The sequence below is a fragment of the Actinomycetospora succinea genome (assembly GCF_004363095.1).
Classification (GTDB): Bacteria; Actinomycetota; Actinomycetes; order Mycobacteriales; family Pseudonocardiaceae; genus Actinomycetospora; species Actinomycetospora succinea.
Genome location: NZ_SNYO01000010.1, coordinates 40,267 through 57,209, shown reverse-complemented (window position 1 = coordinate 57,209; position 16,943 = coordinate 40,267). Strand labels below are relative to the sequence as shown.

The 16,943-nt window shown below is 74.7% G+C and carries 14 protein-coding genes; 9 read left to right on the top strand and 5 right to left on the bottom strand.

Going from position 1 to position 16,943, the window contains the following annotated elements; all coding sequences use genetic code 11:
• The first annotated feature begins 6 nt into the window (after positions 1 to 6).
• The 6 genes from trpC (at position 7) to EV188_RS25505 (ending at position 10,464) form a co-directional block, all read left to right on the top strand.
• Entirely contained in the window at positions 7 to 816 is an 810-nt protein-coding gene (gene trpC, locus EV188_RS25530; protein ID WP_133829147.1) for an indole-3-glycerol phosphate synthase TrpC, read from the top strand.
• Positions 817 to 893: 77 nt separating this feature from the next.
• Entirely contained in the window at positions 894 to 2,180 is a 1,287-nt protein-coding gene (trpB, locus tag EV188_RS25525; protein ID WP_133829146.1) for a tryptophan synthase subunit beta, read from the top strand.
• A 20-nt stretch (positions 2,181 to 2,200) separates the two neighbouring features.
• Complete coding sequence (gene trpA, locus EV188_RS25520) at positions 2,201 to 2,992, top strand: tryptophan synthase subunit alpha (protein WP_133829298.1); 792 nt, start codon at positions 2,201 to 2,203, stop codon at positions 2,990 to 2,992.
• A gap of 15 nt (positions 2,993 to 3,007) precedes the next feature.
• Positions 3,008 to 4,138, top strand: coding sequence for a prolipoprotein diacylglyceryl transferase (gene lgt / locus EV188_RS25515; protein ID WP_133829145.1), 1,131 nt, complete (start codon positions 3,008 to 3,010; stop codon positions 4,136 to 4,138).
• A gap of 235 nt (positions 4,139 to 4,373) precedes the next feature.
• On the top strand, positions 4,374 to 8,960 hold the full coding sequence (gltB, locus tag EV188_RS25510) for a glutamate synthase large subunit (RefSeq protein WP_133829144.1): 4,587 nt from the start codon (positions 4,374 to 4,376) through the stop codon (positions 8,958 to 8,960).
• Positions 8,953 to 10,464 (top strand): glutamate synthase subunit beta, encoded by a 1,512-nt coding sequence (locus EV188_RS25505; RefSeq protein ID WP_133829143.1) that lies wholly within the window; start codon positions 8,953 to 8,955, stop codon positions 10,462 to 10,464. Before gltB ends, EV188_RS25505 begins: the two co-directional genes overlap by 8 nt.
• Before the next feature lie 7 nt (positions 10,465 to 10,471).
• On the opposite strand, the gene EV188_RS25500 is transcribed toward EV188_RS25505, so the two are convergent.
• Positions 10,472 to 10,852, bottom strand: a complete 381-nt coding sequence (locus tag EV188_RS25500) for a nuclear transport factor 2 family protein (protein ID WP_133829142.1) — start codon at positions 10,850 to 10,852, stop codon at positions 10,472 to 10,474.
• 10 nt (positions 10,853 to 10,862) lie between these two features.
• Positions 10,863 to 11,858: a helix-turn-helix transcriptional regulator gene (locus tag EV188_RS25495; protein ID WP_133829141.1), complete on the bottom strand. Its 996-nt coding sequence runs from the start codon at positions 11,856 to 11,858 to the stop codon at positions 10,863 to 10,865.
• 61 nt (positions 11,859 to 11,919) lie between these two features.
• On the opposite strand from EV188_RS25495, the gene EV188_RS25490 reads away from it, so the two are divergent.
• Positions 11,920 to 12,687, top strand: coding sequence for an SDR family oxidoreductase (locus tag EV188_RS25490; protein WP_133829140.1), 768 nt, complete (start codon positions 11,920 to 11,922; stop codon positions 12,685 to 12,687).
• Here EV188_RS25490 and EV188_RS25485 read toward each other — a convergent pair.
• Together EV188_RS25485 and EV188_RS25480 are read right to left on the bottom strand one after the other, a co-directional pair.
• Positions 12,680 to 13,483, bottom strand: coding sequence for an alpha/beta fold hydrolase (locus EV188_RS25485; protein WP_133829139.1), 804 nt, complete (start codon positions 13,481 to 13,483; stop codon positions 12,680 to 12,682). The genes EV188_RS25490 and EV188_RS25485 overlap by 8 nt on opposite strands.
• 90 nt (positions 13,484 to 13,573) lie before the next feature.
• Entirely contained in the window at positions 13,574 to 14,389 is an 816-nt protein-coding gene (locus EV188_RS25480) for a peptidylprolyl isomerase (protein WP_133829138.1), read from the bottom strand.
• 91 nt (positions 14,390 to 14,480) lie between these two features.
• Between EV188_RS25480 and EV188_RS25475 the strand changes: the two genes are divergently transcribed.
• Entirely contained in the window at positions 14,481 to 15,173 is a 693-nt protein-coding gene (locus tag EV188_RS25475) for an MBL fold metallo-hydrolase (RefSeq protein ID WP_133829137.1), read from the top strand.
• Complete coding sequence (hisS, locus tag EV188_RS25470; protein ID WP_133829136.1) at positions 15,170 to 16,444, top strand: histidine--tRNA ligase; 1,275 nt, start codon at positions 15,170 to 15,172, stop codon at positions 16,442 to 16,444. The genes EV188_RS25475 and hisS overlap by 4 nt, the downstream gene beginning before the upstream one ends.
• Here hisS and EV188_RS25465 read toward each other — a convergent pair.
• Positions 16,441 to 16,845, bottom strand: a complete 405-nt coding sequence (locus tag EV188_RS25465) for a DoxX family protein (RefSeq protein ID WP_133829135.1) — start codon at positions 16,843 to 16,845, stop codon at positions 16,441 to 16,443. The genes hisS and EV188_RS25465 overlap by 4 nt on opposite strands.
• Positions 16,846 to 16,943: the final 98 nt, after the last annotated feature.

Sequence of the window (16,943 nt, the reverse complement as noted above, 5' to 3'; positions counted from 1 at the left end):
CCCGGCGTGAGCGTCCTGGAGCAGATCCTCGAAGGGGTCCGGGCCGACCTCACCGCCCGGGAAGCCGCCGTTCCCTTCGACGTCATCAAGGACAAGGCGGCCTCGGCGCCGCCGGCCCGCGACGCGCTCGCCGCCCTCCAGGGCCCCGGCATCGGGGTCATCGCGGAGGTCAAGCGCGCGAGCCCGTCGAAGGGCCACATGGTCGACATCCCCGACCCGGCGTGGCTCGCCGGCCGGTACGTCGACGGCGGCGCCCGCGTCATCAGCGTGCTCACCGAGCAGCGCTTCTTCGGCGGCTCGCTCGACGACCTCGACAAGGTGCGCGCCGCGGTCGACATCCCGGTCCTGCGCAAGGACTTCGTGGTCGGCACCTACCAGGTGCACGAGGCGCGGGCCCACGGCGCCGACCTGGTGCTCCTCATGTGCTCGGTGCTCGAGCAGAACGCCCTCGACGCGCTCGTCGACCGGGTCCACTCCCTCGGGATGACCGCCCTGGTCGAGGTGCACAACGAGGAGGAGGCCGACATGGCGCTGCGGGCCGGCGCCAAGCTCGTCGGCATCAACGCGCGCGACCTCCACACCCTCGAGGTCGACCGCTCGGTGTTCAGCCGCATCGCCCCGGGCCTGCCCGGCGAGGTGCTGCGGGTGGCCGAGTCGGGCGTCCGCGGTCCGGGCGACCTCATGACCTACGCGGGCCACGGCGCCGACGCGGTGCTCGTCGGCGAGTCGATGGCCACGGCCGAGGACCCCCGCGCCGCGGTGCGCCAGCTCGTCACGGCCGGGTCGCACCCGGCGTGCCCGAAGCCGGCCCGCTAGCACACCCCGAAAGACACTCGCCGCACCTCGTAGCATCGTCGGCGACCCGTCCGCCTGCGCAGGAAGAAGTACGTGAGATGACGTCGGCCAGCCAGGGTCTCGCCGGGACCACGCACGAACCCGACGAGCGGGGCCACTTCGGTCCCTACGGCGGGCGGTTCATGCCAGAGGCGCTCATCGCCGCGGTCGACGAGGTCGCCGCCGAGTACGAGAAGGCGCGCCACGACCCCGAGTTCCTCGCCGAGCTCGACCGCCTGCAGCGCGACTACGCCGGCCGGCCCTCCCCGGTCACCGACGCGCGGCGGCTCTCGGAGCACGCGGGCGGCGCGCGCATCCTGCTCAAGCGCGAGGACCTCAACCACACCGGTTCACACAAGATCAACAATGTGCTCGGGCAGGCGCTGCTCACCCAGCGCATGGGCAAGACCCGGGTGATCGCCGAGACCGGCGCGGGCCAGCACGGCGTGGCCACCGCGACGGCGGCGGCGCTCCTGGGCCTCGAGTGCATGGTCTACATGGGCGAGGTCGACACCGAGCGCCAGGCGCTCAACGTGGCCCGCATGCGCCTGCTGGGCGCCGAGGTCGTGCCGGTGACCACCGGGTCGCGCACCCTCAAGGACGCCCTCAACGAGGCCTACCGCGACTGGGTGTCCACCGTCGGCCACACCCACTACATCCTCGGCACCGCCGCGGGCCCGCACCCGTTCCCGAAGATGGTGCGCGACTTCCACCGCGTCATCGGCCTGGAGGCGCGCGAGCAGGTCCTCGCGGCCTACGGGCAGCTGCCCGACGCCGTGGTGGCCTGCGTCGGCGGCGGCTCGAACGCCATCGGGATCTTCCACCCGTTCCTCGACGACGCCGGCGTCCGGCTCGTCGGCTACGAGGCCGCGGGCGACGGCGTCGAGACGGGCCGGCACGCCGCGTCGATCACCGGCGGCACGCCCGGCGCGCTGCACGGCGCGATGTCGTACCTGCTCCAGGACTCCGACGGGCAGACCCTCGAGACGCACTCCATCTCGGCGGGCCTCGACTACCCGGGCGTCGGCCCCGAGCACGCGTTCCTCGCGGACGCGGGCCGCGCGACCTACGAGCCGGTCACCGACGCCGAGGCGATGGAGGCGTTCCGCCTGCTCTGCCGCACCGAGGGCATCATCCCCGCGATCGAGTCGGCCCACGCGATCGCCGGCGCCCTGCGGCTCGGGACGACCCTCGGCCCGGACGCCACGATCCTGGTGAACCTCTCGGGCCGCGGCGACAAGGACGTCGACACCGCCGCGCGCTGGTTCGGGGTGGTCGACCCCGAGGCCCTGCCCACCGAGGCGCCCGAGGACCAGGACGCGGCGAGCGGGGAGCGGGAGCTGTGACGACCACACCCACCACCGGGATCGACCGCCTCGGCGAGGTCTTCACCACCGCGAAGGCCGAGGACCGCGCCGCCCTCATCGCCTACCTGCCCGCGGGCTACCCGACGGTCAAGGGCTCGCTGGGCATGCTCACCCAGGCCCTCGACGCGGGCGCGGACCTCGTCGAGGTCGGCCTGCCCTACTCCGACCCGGTCCTCGACGGCCCGGTGATCCAGCACGCCGTCGACACCGCGCTGCGTGGCGGGGTCCGGGTGCGCGACACCCTCGAGGTCGTCGAGCAGCTCGCCGCCCGGGGCGGGCGCGCGGTCGTGATGACCTACTGGAACCCGGTGCTGCGCTACGGCGTCGACGCCTTCGCCCGCGACCTCGCGGCGGCCGGCGGGCTGGGTGTCATCACCCCGGACCTGGTCCCGGACGAGGGTGCGGGGTGGCTCGCCGCCGCCGGGCGCGAGGGCCTGGCGCCGATCTTCCTCGTCGCCCCGTCGTCCACCGACGAGCGCATCGCCGCCACCACGGCGGCCACCCGCGGCTTCCTCTACGCCGCGTCGACCATGGGCGTCACGGGCGCCCGCGACGCCGTCTCGGACACCGCGACCACGCTGGTCGACCGCGCCCGGAGCCACACCGACCTCCCGATCGGCGTCGGTCTCGGGGTCCGCAACGGGGCGCAGGCGGGCGAGGTCGCGAGCTTCGCCGACGGCGTCATCGTCGGGTCGGCCCTCGTGAGCGCCGCGGAGCACGGCCGCGCGGCGATCGCGCGGCTCACCACCGAGCTCGCGGCCGGCGTGCGGGGCCAGCACACCGGGCGCTGACCGCCGGGAGATAGCGTGGCCGTCGTGCTCGCCGCGGTCTTGCCCACCTACCTCCCCAGCCCGCCCCGGGGCGTCTGGGAGCTCGGCCCGGTCCCGCTGCGGGCGTACGCGCTCTGCATCATCGCCGGGATCGTCGTCGCGATCCTGTGGACCGAACGCCGCTTCGTCGCCCGCGGCGGCGAGCCCGGCACGGTCACCGACATCGCCGTGTTCGCGGTGCCGTTCGGCCTGATCGGCGGGCGGCTCTACCACGTCGCCACCGACTGGCCGACCTACTTCGGCCCCGGCGGCAACCCGGTCGCGGCGCTCTACATCTGGCAGGGCGGGCTCGGCATCTGGGGCGCGATCGCGCTCGGCGGGGTCGGCGCCTGGATCGGGTGCCGGCGCCGCGGGATCCCGCTCACGGCGTTCGCCGACGCGGCCGCGCCCGGGATCGTCACCGCGCAGGCGATCGGGCGGCTGGGCAACTGGTTCAACCAGGAGCTCTACGGCGCCCCGACGACGATGCCGTGGGGTCTCGAGATCTACCGCCGGGTCGACCCGGCGACGGGCGTGCCCGACAACCTCACCGGCGTCGCCGTCGACCCCACGCCGATCGCGATCGTGCACCCCACGTTCCTCTACGAGCTGCTCTGGAACCTCGCGGTGGCCGCGCTCGTCGTGTGGGCCGACCGGCGCTTCCGGCTCTCGCACGGGCGGGCGTTCGCGCTCTACGTCGCGGGCTACACCGCCGGGCGCTTCGTCATCGAGCTCATGCGCACCGACCCGGCGACCCGCGTCTTCGGCGACGTCCGGATCAACGTGGTCGTCTCGGCCGTCGTGTTCCTCGGGGCCGTGGCCTACATGGTCGTGTTCCGCGGCCGTCCCCGGGAGGTCTTCGGCCGCGCCGCCGACGAGGCGGGTTCGGGCGACGAGGCCCCGGGTACGCCCGGCTCCGTGGCCGACAAGAGCACCGGGGACAGCACCGAGGACGAGCGCGCGCGCAACGAGGTCGAGGCGCGTCGGGACGAGAAGTCGCCGGCCGCCGAGGCCGGCGGCGGAGGCGGGTCGGCGAGCGCGAGCAGCGTCGACGCGGCACCCGCCGACCCTGCGCAGGAGCGCGAGGAGGACGCGCCGGCGGAGCCCCCGTCGGCCGCCAAGAGCTGACGGCCCGCGAGCTCGTGACACCGTCCGTCACGGCCCTGCTGACGGGCCCGTGACGGACTAGCATCGACAGGGCGCCGCGCCGGCCGTCGGAGTCCCGCGCGCGCCCCTCTCCGCGGGTCGGACCACACCCGCCGTGCACCGACGCGCGGCGGCGGGACCGTCCGCGACACCCTTCCTGGGCCACCGCCGTCCCCGGGTCCCACCCCCCGCCCGCGTGACGACCAGGAGGCGCCGGATGTCCGTGGCACCCGCACGTCCGCAGGGTCTCTACGACCCCGCCTACGAGCACGACGCCTGCGGCGTCGGCGCGGTCGCCCACGCCCGCGGCGAGCAGAGCCACGGCATCGTGCGCGACGCGCTCACCGTGCTCCACAACCTCGACCACCGTGGCGCCGCCGGCAGCGAGCCGACCAGCGGTGACGGCGCCGGGATCCTCGTCCAGGTGCCCGACGCGCTGCTGCGGGCGAGCGTCGAGTTCGCGCTCCCGCAGCCGGTGCCCTCGCCCGACGGCGGCGCGCCGGTGCTCGCCTACGCCACCGGCCTCGCCTTCCTGCCCGCCGACCCCGACCGGCGCGCGAAGGCGGTGTCGCTGCTCGAGCGCGTCGCCGGCGAGGAGGGGCTCGAGGTCCTCGGGTGGCGCGAGGTCCCCGTCGACCCCGAGGGCGCCGACGTGGGCTCGGTCGCCCGCGGCGCGATGCCGCACTTCGCCCAGCTCGTCGTGGCGACCCCCGACCGCTCGGTGGCCGGGATCGCGCTCGACCGCCTCGCCTGGATCCTGCGCAAGCGTGTCGAGCGGCAGTCGCAGGACGAGGGCCACGGGGTCTACATCGCCTCGCTCTCGAGCCGGACCATGACCTACAAGGGCATGCTGACCACCGACCAGCTGCCCCTGTTCTTCCCCGACCTGCGCGACGAACGCCTCGTCAGCGCCATTGCGGTCGTGCACAGCCGGTTCTCCACGAACACCTTCCCGAGCTGGCCGCTCGCGCACCCGTACCGGTGCATGGCGCACAACGGGGAGATCAACACGATCCGCGGCAACCGCAACCGGATGCGCGCCCGCGAGGCCCTGCTGGGCACCGACCTCTTCCCCGGCGACCTGCAGCGGGCCATGCCGGTCTGCCCGGACGACGTGTCGGACTCGGCGAGCTTCGACGAGGTGCTCGAGCTGCTCGCGCTCGGCGGCCGCCCGCTGCCGCACGCGGTGATGATGATGATGCCGGAGGCGTGGGAGAACCACGCCGAGATGCCGGCCGACCAGCGGGACTTCTACCGGTTCCACGCGACGCTCATGGAGCCGTGGGACGGGCCGGCCGCCGTCGTGTTCACCGACGGCACCGTCATGGGCGCCACCCTCGACCGCAACGGGCTGCGCCCGGCGCGCTGGTGGCAGCTCGCCGACGACCGGGTGGTGCTGGCCAGCGAGTCCGGGGTCCTCGACATCCCGCCCGACCAGGTGCTGGCCAAGGGCCGGCTGCGCCCGGGTCGGATGTTCCTCGTGGACACCCGGCGCGGGGAGGTCGTCGACGACGACGCGTACAAGAGCGAGCTCGCCGCGGCCGAGCCCTACGGCGAGTGGCTGCACGCCGGCCTGATCCGCCTCGACGAGCTGCCCGCGCGCGAGCACGTGGTGCACACCCACGACTCGGTGATGCGCCGCCAGCAGATCTTCGGCTACACCGAGGAGGAGCAGCGCATCCTCCTCGCGCCGATGGCCACGACGGGCGCCGAGCCGCTCGGCTCGATGGGCACGGACACGCCCGTCGCGGCGCTCTCGCGGCGCGCCCGCCTGCTCTACGACTACTTCGTCCAGCTGTTCGCGCAGGTCACCAACCCGCCGCTCGATGCGATCCGCGAGGAGCTCGTCACCTCGATGGCCCGCGCGATCGGGCCGGAGCAGAACCTGTTCCACCCGGGGCCCGCGTCCTGCCGCCAGGTCGTGCTGCCCGAGCCGGTGATCGACAACGACGAGCTGGCCAAGCTCGTCCACATCGACGACGACGGCGACATGCCCGGCTTCGCCGCCACGGTGATCTCCGGCCTGTACGAGGTCGACGGGGGCGAGCAGGCGCTGCGCGCCGCGCTCGACCGGGTGCGCCGCGAGTCCTCGGAGGCCATCGCGGCGGGCCGGCGAATCCTCGTGCTCTCCGACCGCGACTCCGACGAGGCGCGGGCGCCGATCCCCGCGCTCCTGCTGGTCTCGGCGGTGCACCACCACCTCGTCGCCACCCGGGAGCGCACCCAGGTCGCGCTGGTCGCCGAGACCGGCGACGCCCGCGAGGTCCACCACGTCGCGCTGCTGCTCGGGTACGGCGCCGCCGCGGTCAACCCGTACCTGGCGTTCGAGTCGATCGAGGACATGATCGGCAACGGCTGGATGCAGGGCGTCGAGGTCGCCGAGGCGATCGCGCGCTACGTCGGCGCGCTGGTCAAGGGCGTCCGCAAGGTGATGTCGAAGATGGGCATCTCCACGGTCTCCGGCTACACCGCCGCGCAGGCCTTCGAGGCCCTGGGGCTCTCGCAGGACTTCGTCGACGAGTTCTTCACCGGCACCTCGTCGAAGCTCGGCGGGGGTGGCCTCGACCTCGTGGCCCGCGAGGCCGCCGAGCGGCATCGCCGGGCCTACCCGGACAACCCGGGGGAGCGCACGCACCGCAAGCTCGAGGTCGGCGGCGAGTACGCCTACCGGCGCGAGGGCGAGCTGCACCTGTTCAGCCCCGAGACGGTGTTCCTGCTGCAGCACTCCACGCGCACGAAGCAGTGGGACATGTTCCAGCGCTACACCGCCGAGGCCGACCGGCTGATCGCGGAGGGCGGGGCGCTGCGCGGGATGTTCCGGCTGCGGACCGAGGACCGCGTCCCGGTGCCGCTCGAGGAGGTCGAGCCGGCCACCGAGATCGTGAAGCGCTTCGCCACCGGCGCCATGTCCTACGGCTCGATCTCGGCCGAGGCGCACACCGACCTCGCGATCGCCATGAACAACGTCGGCGGCAAGTCGAACACCGGCGAGGGCGGCGAGGACCCGGTGCGCCTGCACGACCCGTCGAAGCGCTCATCGATCAAGCAGGTCGCGTCTGGGCGCTTCGGCGTGACCAGCGAGTACCTGGTCAACGCCACCGACATCCAGATCAAGATGGCCCAGGGCGCCAAGCCCGGCGAGGGCGGCCAGCTGGCGGGCCAGAAGGTCTACCCGTGGATCGCCGAGGTCCGGTACTCGACGCCGGGCGTCGGGCTGATCTCACCGCCGCCGCACCACGACATCTACTCCATCGAGGACCTCAAGCAGCTCATCCACGACCTCAAGAACGCCAACGAGCACGCGCGCATCCACGTCAAGCTCGTGTCGTCGGTGGGCGTGGGCACCGTGGCCGCCGGCGTGGCCAAGGCGCACAGCGACGTCGTGCTCATCTCCGGCTACGAGGGCGGCACCGGCGCCGCGCCGCTGACCTCGCTCAAGCACGCCGGAAGCCCGTGGGAGATCGGCCTGGCCGACACCCAGCAGACGTTGATGATCAACGGCCTGCGCGACCGGATCACCGTCCAGGTCGACGGCCAGATGAAGACCGGCCGCGACGTGATCATCGGTGCCCTGCTCGGGGCCGAGGAGTACGGCTTCTCGACGGCGCCCCTGGTCGTCAACGGCTGCATCATGATGCGCGTCTGCCACCTCGACACCTGCCCGGTCGGCGTGGCCACGCAGAACCCGGAGCTGCGCAAGCGCTACACCGGCAAGCCCGAGTTCGTCGAGAACTTCTTCTGGTTCATCGCCGAGGAGGTCCGCGAGCACCTGGCCGCGCTGGGCTTCCGCTCGCTCGACGAGGCCATCGGGCACGCGGAGCTGATCGACGGCGGCGAGGCGATCGAGAACTGGAAGGCCCGCGGCATCGACCTGACGCCGCTGTTCGCCGTCCCCGACGTCCCGGAGGGCGCGCCGACCGACCGCATCCGCACCCGCCCGCAGGACCACGGACTCGACCGGGCGCTGGACCGCACGCTGATGCAGCTCGCCGAGGGCGCGATCGCCGACGGCGACCCGGTGCGCCTGGAGCTGCCGGTGCGCAACGTCAACCGCACCGTCGGGACGCTCACCGGCGCCGAGATCACGCGCCGGCACGGCGACGCCGGGCTCCCCGACGACACCCTGCACGTCGAGCTGACCGGCTCGGCGGGCCAGTCGTTCGGCGCGTTCCTGCCGCCGGGCATGACGCTCGACCTGGTCGGCGACGCCAACGACTACCTGGCCAAGGGGCTCTCCGGCGGGCGGGTCATCGCCCGCCCGCACCCGGACGCGCCCTTCACGGGCGGGCCCGACGAGCAGCACGTCATCGCCGGCAACGTCATCGCCTACGGGGCCACCGGCGGCGAGGTGTTCCTGCGGGGCCAGGTCGGCGAGCGCTTCTGCGTCCGCAACTCCGGGGCGCTCGCGGTCGTCGAGGGCACCGGCGACCACGCCTGCGAGTACATGACCGGCGGGCGGGTCGTCGTGCTCGGCACCACCGGGCGCAACCTGGGCGCGGGCATGTCCGGGGGCGTCGCGTTCGTGCTCGACCTGCCGGCGGTCCGGGTGAACCCGGAGATGGTCTCCCTCGAGGCCCCCGACGACGAGGACGCCGACTGGCTGCACAGCGTCGTCGAGCGCCACCGCGAGCTCACCGGGTCGCCCCGGGCCGCGCACCTGCTCGCCGACTGGGACGACGCGGTCCGGCGGTTCACGAAGGTCATGCCCGACGACTTCCGCCGCGTGCTCGACGCGACGCAGCGCGCCCAGGCCGAGGGCCGCGACCCCGACGAGGTGATCATGGAGGTGGCGGCCGGTGGCTGACCCGCGTGGGTTCCTCCGCTACGAGCGGCAGGACAACCCCAAGCGCCCGATCGAGGAGCGCCGCACCGACTGGCACGAGCTCTACGCGCCGCTGACCGACCCGGTGGTCCGCGAGGGCACGACGCACCAGGCCGCGCGGTGCATGGACTGCGGCATCCCGTTCTGCCACTCGGGCGGGGCGGGCTGCCCGCTGGGCAACCTCATCCCGGAGTGGAACGACCACGTGCGCCGCGGCGAGTGGGGGCGGGCCACCGAGCGGCTGCACGCGACCAACAACTTCCCGGAGTTCACCGGCGCGCTGTGCCCGGCACCGTGCGAGGCGGCGTGCGTCCTGTCGATCACCAGCCAGCCCGGGCCCGTCGCGATCAAGCGCGTCGAGTGGTCGATCGCCGAGAACGGGTGGGCCGACGGTCTCGTCGGCCCGCAGCCGCCGAGCAACCGCACCGGCAAGCGGGTCGCGGTCGTCGGCTCCGGACCCGCCGGGCTCGCCGCGGCCCAGCAGCTCACCCGCGCCGGCCACGACGTGACGGTGTACGAGCGCGACGACCGCCTCGGCGGGCTGCTGCGCTACGGGATCCCCGAGTTCAAGTTCGAGAAGTGGGAGATCGACCGGCGCCTCGAGCAGATGCGCGCCGAGGGCACCCGGTTCGTCGTCGACTGCGAGGTCGGGGGAGCGGACCTGCCCGTCGAGCGGCTGCGCGCCGAGCACGACGCCGTGGTGCTCGCCGTCGGCGCCCTGGCCGGGCGCGACGACCGCACCATCGAGGGCCGCGACCTCGAGGGCGTCCACCTCGCCATGGACTACCTCGTGCCGGCCAACCGCGAGTGCGAGGGGGACGGGCCGTCGCCCATCAACGCCCACGGCAAGCACGTCGTGGTGATCGGGGGCGGGGACACCGGCGCCGACTGCTACGGCACCGCCATGCGCCAGGGGGCGGTCGGGCTGCACCAGCTCGACCAGTACCCGCCCCCGCCGCGGACGCGCCAGGAGTCGTCGTCGCCGTGGCCGACCTGGCCCTACGTGTTCCGCACGCCGCCCGCGCTGGAGGAGGGCGGCGAGCGCCTGTTCGCCACCGCCGTGCGCCGGTTCGTCGGCGACGACGAGGGTCACGTGCGGGCGGTCGAGCTCGTGTCGGTGGAGGTCCGCCGCGACGCCGACGGGCGCCGCGAGGTCGTGCCGACCACCGAGGAGGTCCACGAGATGCCCGCGGACCTCGTGCTGTTCTCGATCGGGTTCACCGGCCCCGACGACATGGCGCTGCTGCCGGCCCTGGGGCTCGAGCGGAACCCGAAGGGCTCGATCGGCTGCGGCTCGGACTGGCAGACCGACGCCCCCGGCGTGTTCGTCTGCGGCGACGCCCACCGCGGCGCCTCGCTCATCGTGTGGGCCATCGCCGAGGGCCGGTCCGCGGCCGCGGCCGTCGACAGCTACCTCGACCCCGACGGCACCACGGACCTCCCCGCGCCCCTGCACCCCGGCGCGGTGCCCTTGAGTCCGGCCTGAGTCCCGCTCAGTCCGCGGCGGGCGTGATGTGCGTCAGCACGCACCGCCAGCCGTCGGGGCGCCGGGCGAACACGTCGGTGGTCCACTCGTCGGCGTCGATGTCCCGGCCGCCGTACTGCGCGGTGCTCAGGACGCGCACGCTGAGCCAGGCGACGTCGCCGAGCACCCGCACTCGGCGCTCGCCGACGCCCTCCATCCGCGTGTGCCCCAGCGCGCCAGAGCGCACGACGGCCAGGAAGTCGTCGCGGGACGTGATGCCCGTCCACGAGACGATGGCCCAGTCGTCGTCCATGAACGCGGCGATGCGGTCGGCGTCGTCGGAGACGATCGCGCGGCCCCAGTCGTCGAGGAGATCGACGAGCTCCTGCTCGAGGGTGTCTGTCGTCATGGCCGGCACGCTATGCCGGGGTCGACCCGGATGACTTGGACGAATCGGAACCGGTCGCGGCCGCGTACCGGTCGGCGAGCTCCCGCGCGGCGCGGTGCAGTTCCGGCGCGGTGCCGGGGTCGATCGTGAGGGGGAGGTCGAGGGCGCCGAGGTAGACCGCGAGCAGGGCCGCGCTCTGGGCGCCGGCGTCCAGCCAGCACGTCCCGGCGGTCCGCGGCTCGACGCTCCAGCTCCCGATCGGCACCCGCGCGGCGACCGTCGCCGCGTCGGCGTGGACGACGACCCGCGCCCGGTGGTGCCACAGCGCGCGCATCCGGCCCCGGACCACCAGGCGCTCCCAGCCGCCCTCGGGCGGCTCGCGCGGCACGAAGCGGGGTCCGGTGGGGACGCGCGGGGTGAGGCGGTCGAGGCGGAAGCTGCGCCAGTCGTCGCGGTCGAGGTCGTGGCCGACGAGGTACCAGCGCCCGCTGACGTGGACCAGGCGGTGGGGCTCGACGCGGCGCTCGCTCGCGGCCCCGTCGCGGGCGCGGTAGGTGCACCGCAGGGTCGCGTGCTCGCGGCAGGCCCGGGCGACGGCGGCGAAGGTGTCCGTGGGAACGGGGTCGCGCGCGGGGTCCACGGTGTCGGCGACGGCGGAGAGCGTCGCGACCTGGTGGCGCAGGTGCGACGGCAGGAGCCGGTCGAGCTTGGCGGCCGCGCTCGCGGTAGCCTCGGCGGCGTCGGCGAGCCCGGAGGCGCTCACGGTCTGCAGGGCGACGGCGATGGCGAGCGCCTCGTCGTCGGTGAAGCTCACGGGCGGGAGCACCCCGCCGGGGCGCAGCGTGTAGCCGCCGCCGGTGCCGGTGGTGGCGTCGACGTCGTAGCCCAGCCCCCGCACCCGCTCGACGTCCGCCCGCACCGTCCGGGTGCTGACCGCGAGCTGGTCGGCGAGCTCCGCGGCCGTCCAGCGCGGCCGGCTCTGGAGCAGGGTCAGCAGGCGCAGCAGCCGGGACGCGGTGTCGGGCACGGACCCAGCATGACCGGGTGGCGGAACGATCCCTTCCGCAACGCCCGGCACGGTCGGCGCCATGACACCTCCGGATCGCCCCCTCGCCGGCCTCGGCGCCCTCGTGACCGGCGGCTCCCGCGGGATCGGCGCCGCGGTCGCGCGCCGGTTGGCCCGTGACGGCGCCGCGGTCGCGCTGACCTTCGTCGAGCACGAGCGGGCCGCTGCCGACGTCGTGGCCGCGATCGGCGCCGACGGCGGGACGGCCCGCGCGTTCCGCCTCGACGTCGCCGACCCCGCCGGGTTCGGGCCGGTGGTCGGCGCCGCGCAGGCCTTCTACGCCGAGGCGGGCGCGCGCGGGCTCGGCGTGCTGGTCGCCGACGCCGGGATCGCCGCGCACCAGCCCCTCGCCGCGGTGGATGTCGCGACGTGGGACCGGGTCATGCCCGTCAACGCCCGTGGCGTGCTGCTGGCGGTCCAGCACGCCGCCGCCCGGATGGTCGACGGCGGCCGGATCGTCGCCGTCTCCACCGTGGGGACGGCCTGGCCCAGCCCGGGCGAGACGGTCTACGCCGCGAGCAAGGCCGCGGTCGAGCAGATCGTCCGCGTCGCGTCCCGGGAGCTCGGCGGGCGCGGCATCACCGTGAACACCGTGTCCGCCGGGCCCACCGACACCGACCTCCTGCGCGCCGGCGCCCCGCCCGAGGCCCTCGCCGGCGCCGCAGCCCTGACCGCGCTGGGCCGGATCGGCGAGCCCCGCGACGTCGCCGACGTCGTGGGGCTCCTGTGCCGGCCCGAGGCGGGCTGGCTCACCGGGGCGAACCTCCGCGCCGACGGTGGGCTCACGTGACGGCGAGCTCCCGGGCCACGAACTCGGCCACGACGTCGTGCACGGCGTCGCGGTCGTGCTCGTTGAGGACGTCGTGCAGGTCGCCGGGGAACGTCACGACCCCGGCGTCCGGGAGCTGGTCGGCGGTCAGCCGGGCGTGCTCGACCGGGACGAGCGGGTCCGCCTCCCCGTGCACCAGCAGGACCGGGACGGCGGGCCGCCCGGCGGCGAGCCCGGCGGCGACCTCCGGCCAGGTGTCCGCGACGGCCTGCAGCGTGTCCCGCCGGAAGCCGCCGTGGTGGGTCAGCGGGTCGTGGAGCAGGGCGTCGACGTACTCCGGGTGCGTGCTCAGCAGGTCCCGGGGGTCGTCGACGGGCAGCTCCGCCTCGCCGAGCGCGAGCCACTCGTGGATCCACTCCTGCGACCGTATCGGCGCGCCCGAGAGCACGAGCGCGTCCGCGATCCCGGGGGACCGCAGCGCCAGCAGGAGCGCGGCGAGCGCCCCGCCGGAGTGGCCGATCAGGGTCAGCGGCACGCCGGGGTCCTCGGCGCACGCGATCCCCGCGAGCGTCCGCGCGTCGTCGACCAGCAGGTCCCACGACGCGATGAGCGCGCGCTCGCCGTCGCTCCGCCCGTGCCCGACGGCGTCGAGGGCGTGGACGGCCTGCCCTTGCGCCGCGAGCCGGCGCGCGAGGGCGTCGTACAGACCGAGGTGCTCGCCGTAACCGTGCAGCAGGACGACGGTGCCGCGGACCGGGGTCTGCGGCAGCCAGCGGTCGTGGAAGACGGTGCCGGCGGAGCCGGGGAAGGTGGCCATGGTGCGGTCCTGTCGTCGGGGTGTGGCCCGACGGTGGCGCGCCCCGCTGTCAGGGCGCTGCCGGTCCGCTGCCGGTCAGGGTCTGGGCGGTCAGGGTGCGGGCGGCGCCGCGACGACCGCGCGCTGGATCTGCACCGGGGTCCGCGGGGCGCCGCCGCCGGCCTGGTTGGAGCCGTCGTCGCCGCCCTGGGCGATCCGGTCGAGCACGCCGAGCCCGTCGCCGCCGATCCGGCCGATCACCGAGTACTCCGGCGGGAGCGCCGAGTCGCCGTAGACGAGGAAGAACTGGCTGCCGGTGGTCCCGGGCTGGCTGCTCTTGGCCATGGCGATCAGGCCGCGGGCGTAGGTCGAGGCCTGGCCCTCGGCGCCCGGGAACGGCGGCAGGCCCTGCGGGGGCTCCTCGGCGTACTGGTAGCCGGGGCCGCCGGAGCCGGAGCCCGTCGGGTCGCCGCACTGGAGCACCTGCAGGCTGCCCGCGCTGGTGACGAGCCGCGGGCACGGGGTGTCGTCGTAGAAGCCCTGCGACGCGAGGCTGACCACGGCGTTGACCGCGCAGGGCGCCGACGCGCGGTCGAGCACCAGGGGGATCGCGCCCTGGGAGGTCTGCAGGGTGACGTCGACGATGCCGGTCGTCGGCGGGTTCCCGTCGGGCGGCGTGTTCGGCTTGGAGGCCGGCTCCGACGGGTTGTACGTGCAGGTCGAGGGGGGTGCGGCCTCCGGTGTGGGCTCGTCGGACCCCGTCACCACGAAGTAGACCCCCGCGCCGACGGCGAGGACCGCGACGACCGCCACCACCGAGATCAGGGTCAGCCGCTGGCGCCGGCGTCGGGAGCGCTCGGCCCGCCGTTCGATCTGGCGTTCCAGCTTGCGCTTGGCGGCCTTCCGGCGCTGCTCGTTCGTCGGCACGGCCGACATCGTAGGAACCGCGCCGGACGGTCCTCGTGAGGGTCTCGACTACGCTGGCCGGGTCGCCGATTCCGCTGAGGAGGACGAGGACGTGCTGGTCGAGGCCTTCGCGGCCGGGGTGTTCCAGACCAACTGCTACGTGGTCGCTCCCGGCCCCGGGGAGTCCGCCGTCGTGGTGGACCCGGGCCAGGACGCCGAGGAGGGGCTGCGCGAGGTGCTCGCGCGTCACAAGCTGACGCCCGTGGCGGTGCTGCTCACCCACGGGCACATGGACCACATGTGGTCGGTGACGCCGGTGTGCGACGGCGACGACATCCCCGCCTGGATCCACCCCGAGGACCGGCACATGCTCGCCGACCCGCTCGGCTCGGTCGGGCCGATGGGCCAGCAGATCGCCGCGATGTACCCGGGGCTGGAGTTCCGCGAGCCGCGCTCGGTCGAGGTGCTCGCCGACGGCGCCGAGCTCGAGCTCGCCGGGCTGCGCCTCACCGTCGACCACACCCCGGGCCACACCCGCGGCTCGGTCGTGTTCCGCTCGGCCACCGAGGAGGGCCAGCCGTTCCTGCTGGCCGGTGACACGCTCTTCCAGGGCGGCATCGGGCGCACCGACCTGCCCGGCGGCGACACCGACGAGATGATGGCCTCGCTCCGCGACAAGATCCTCTCGCTGCCCGAGGAGACCGCCGTCCTGCCCGGCCACGGGCCGATGACGACCGTCGGCCAGGAGCGCGCGTCCAACCCGTTCGTGCAGGGCCTGACGAGCGCGCCCGGGCGTCACCTGTGAGCGCGTCGGTCCCGGCCGGCGGCTTCGCCGCGCCCAAGGGCATCCCGGAGTACGTCGGGCCGGAGTTCACGACGGTCCGCGACACCCTGGTCCGCGAGGCCGACCGCGCCGGCTACGCGCACATCGAGCTGCCGGTCTTCGAGGACACCGCGCTCTACGCCCGCGGCGTGGGCGAGTCGACCGACGTCGTCTCCAAGGAGATGTACTCGTTCGACGACCGCGGCGGCCGGTCGGTGACCCTGCGCCCCGAGGGCACGGCGGGCGTCGTCCGTTCCGTCATCGAGCACGGGCTCGACCGGGGCGGGCTGCCGGTCAAGCTGCGCTACACCGGGCCGTTCTTCCGCTACGAGCGCCCGCAGGCCGGCCGCTTCCGCCAGCTGCAGCAGGTCGGCGTCGAGGCGATCGGCGTCGACGACCCCGCGCTCGACGCCGAGGTCCTCGCCGTCGCCGATGCCGGGTTCCGCGCCCTCGGGCTGCGCGGCTACCGGTTGGAGATCACGAGCCTCGGCGACGCGACCACGCGGCCGCAGTACCGCGCCGAGCTGACCCGCTTCCTCGAGAAGCTCGACCTCGACGAGGCCACCCGCGAGCGCGCCCGCATCAACCCGCTGCGGGTGCTCGACGACAAGCGCCCCGAGGTCCGCGCCCAGCTCGACGGCGCGCCGCTGATGATCGACCACCTCTCCGACGAGGCGGCCGCGCACCACGCGGCGGTGAAGCGCTACCTCGACGACCTCGGCGTCGCCTACGTCGAGAACCCGTGGATGGTGCGCGGGCTCGACTACTACACGAAGACGACCTTCGAGTTCGTCCACGACGGCCTCGGCTCGCAGTCGGGCATCGGCGGCGGCGGGCGCTACGACGGGCTCATGGCCGAGCTCGGCGGGCAGGCGCTGTCCGGGGTCGGCTTCGGTCTCGGCGTCGACCGTGCGCTGCTCGCGTGCCGTGTCGAGGAGGCCGGCCACGACGCCGCCGGGCGCGTGGAGGTCTTCGGGGTGCCGCTGGGCGACGCCGCGAAGGAGCGCCTCGTCGGCATCGTCGGGTCCCTGCGGCGGGCGGGCATCCGCGCCGACCTGGCCTACGGCAACCGCGGCCTCAAGGGCGCGATGAAGGCCGCGGACCGGTCCGGCGCCCGCTTCGCGCTCGTGCTCGGCGACCGCGACCTGGAGGCCGGCGAGATCCAGGTCAAGGACCTCGCCGACGGCAGCCAGACCGCGGTCGCCCTGGACGACGCGGCGGCCGCGGTGGACCGGGCGCTGCACGAGGGCTAGACGGCGACGGACTCTCGCGCCGGCGTCACGGCGGTGACGAGCCGCCGCGAGACCGGGCGGGTCGCCCACGAGGCGACGGCGACGGCGAGCAGGGTCGAGGTCGTCGCGAGGTGGAACCACGGGCTCCCCGACACGAGGTGGGACACGAAGGCGCCGCTGAGGTCGAAGACCGTGCCGGCGTAGGCCCACTCCTTGAGCCGCGGGTAGCCGGGCACCGTGATCGCGACGGCACCGAGGATCTTCCAGACGCCCAGGATCGTGGCGAGGTAGGCCGGGAAGCCCAGCGCCACGATCCCGGCGACGGCCCACTCCGCGCCGAGCAGGTCGGCCACCCCGCCCGAGAGCAGGACGAACGCGGTGACGCCGGTCGAAGCGCGGTAGGTGAGGGTGCGGACGTCCATGGTGGGCTCCCTGTCGGGTCGGTGCGGGGTCGTCGACGTGGAGACCCGCGGGAGCCCGCAGATGTGACCGGAGCGAACGGGGAGTTCGGACGCGTAGA

Excerpts from the sequence above, each read along its gene's own strand:
- trpB (WP_133829146.1), top strand. The coding sequence starts at position 894 with ATGACGTCGGCCAGCCAGGGTCTCGCCGGGACCACGCACGAACCCGAC.
- gltB (WP_133829144.1), top strand. The coding sequence starts at position 4,374 with ATGTCCGTGGCACCCGCACGTCCGCAGGGTCTCTACGACCCCGCCTAC.
- EV188_RS25500 (WP_133829142.1), bottom strand. The coding sequence starts at position 10,852 with ATGACGACAGACACCCTCGAGCAGGAGCTCGTCGATCTCCTCGACGAC.
- EV188_RS25490 (WP_133829140.1), top strand. The coding sequence starts at position 11,920 with ATGACACCTCCGGATCGCCCCCTCGCCGGCCTCGGCGCCCTCGTGACC.
- EV188_RS25485 (WP_133829139.1), bottom strand. The coding sequence starts at position 13,483 with ATGGCCACCTTCCCCGGCTCCGCCGGCACCGTCTTCCACGACCGCTGG.
- EV188_RS25465 (WP_133829135.1), bottom strand. The coding sequence starts at position 16,845 with ATGGACGTCCGCACCCTCACCTACCGCGCTTCGACCGGCGTCACCGCG.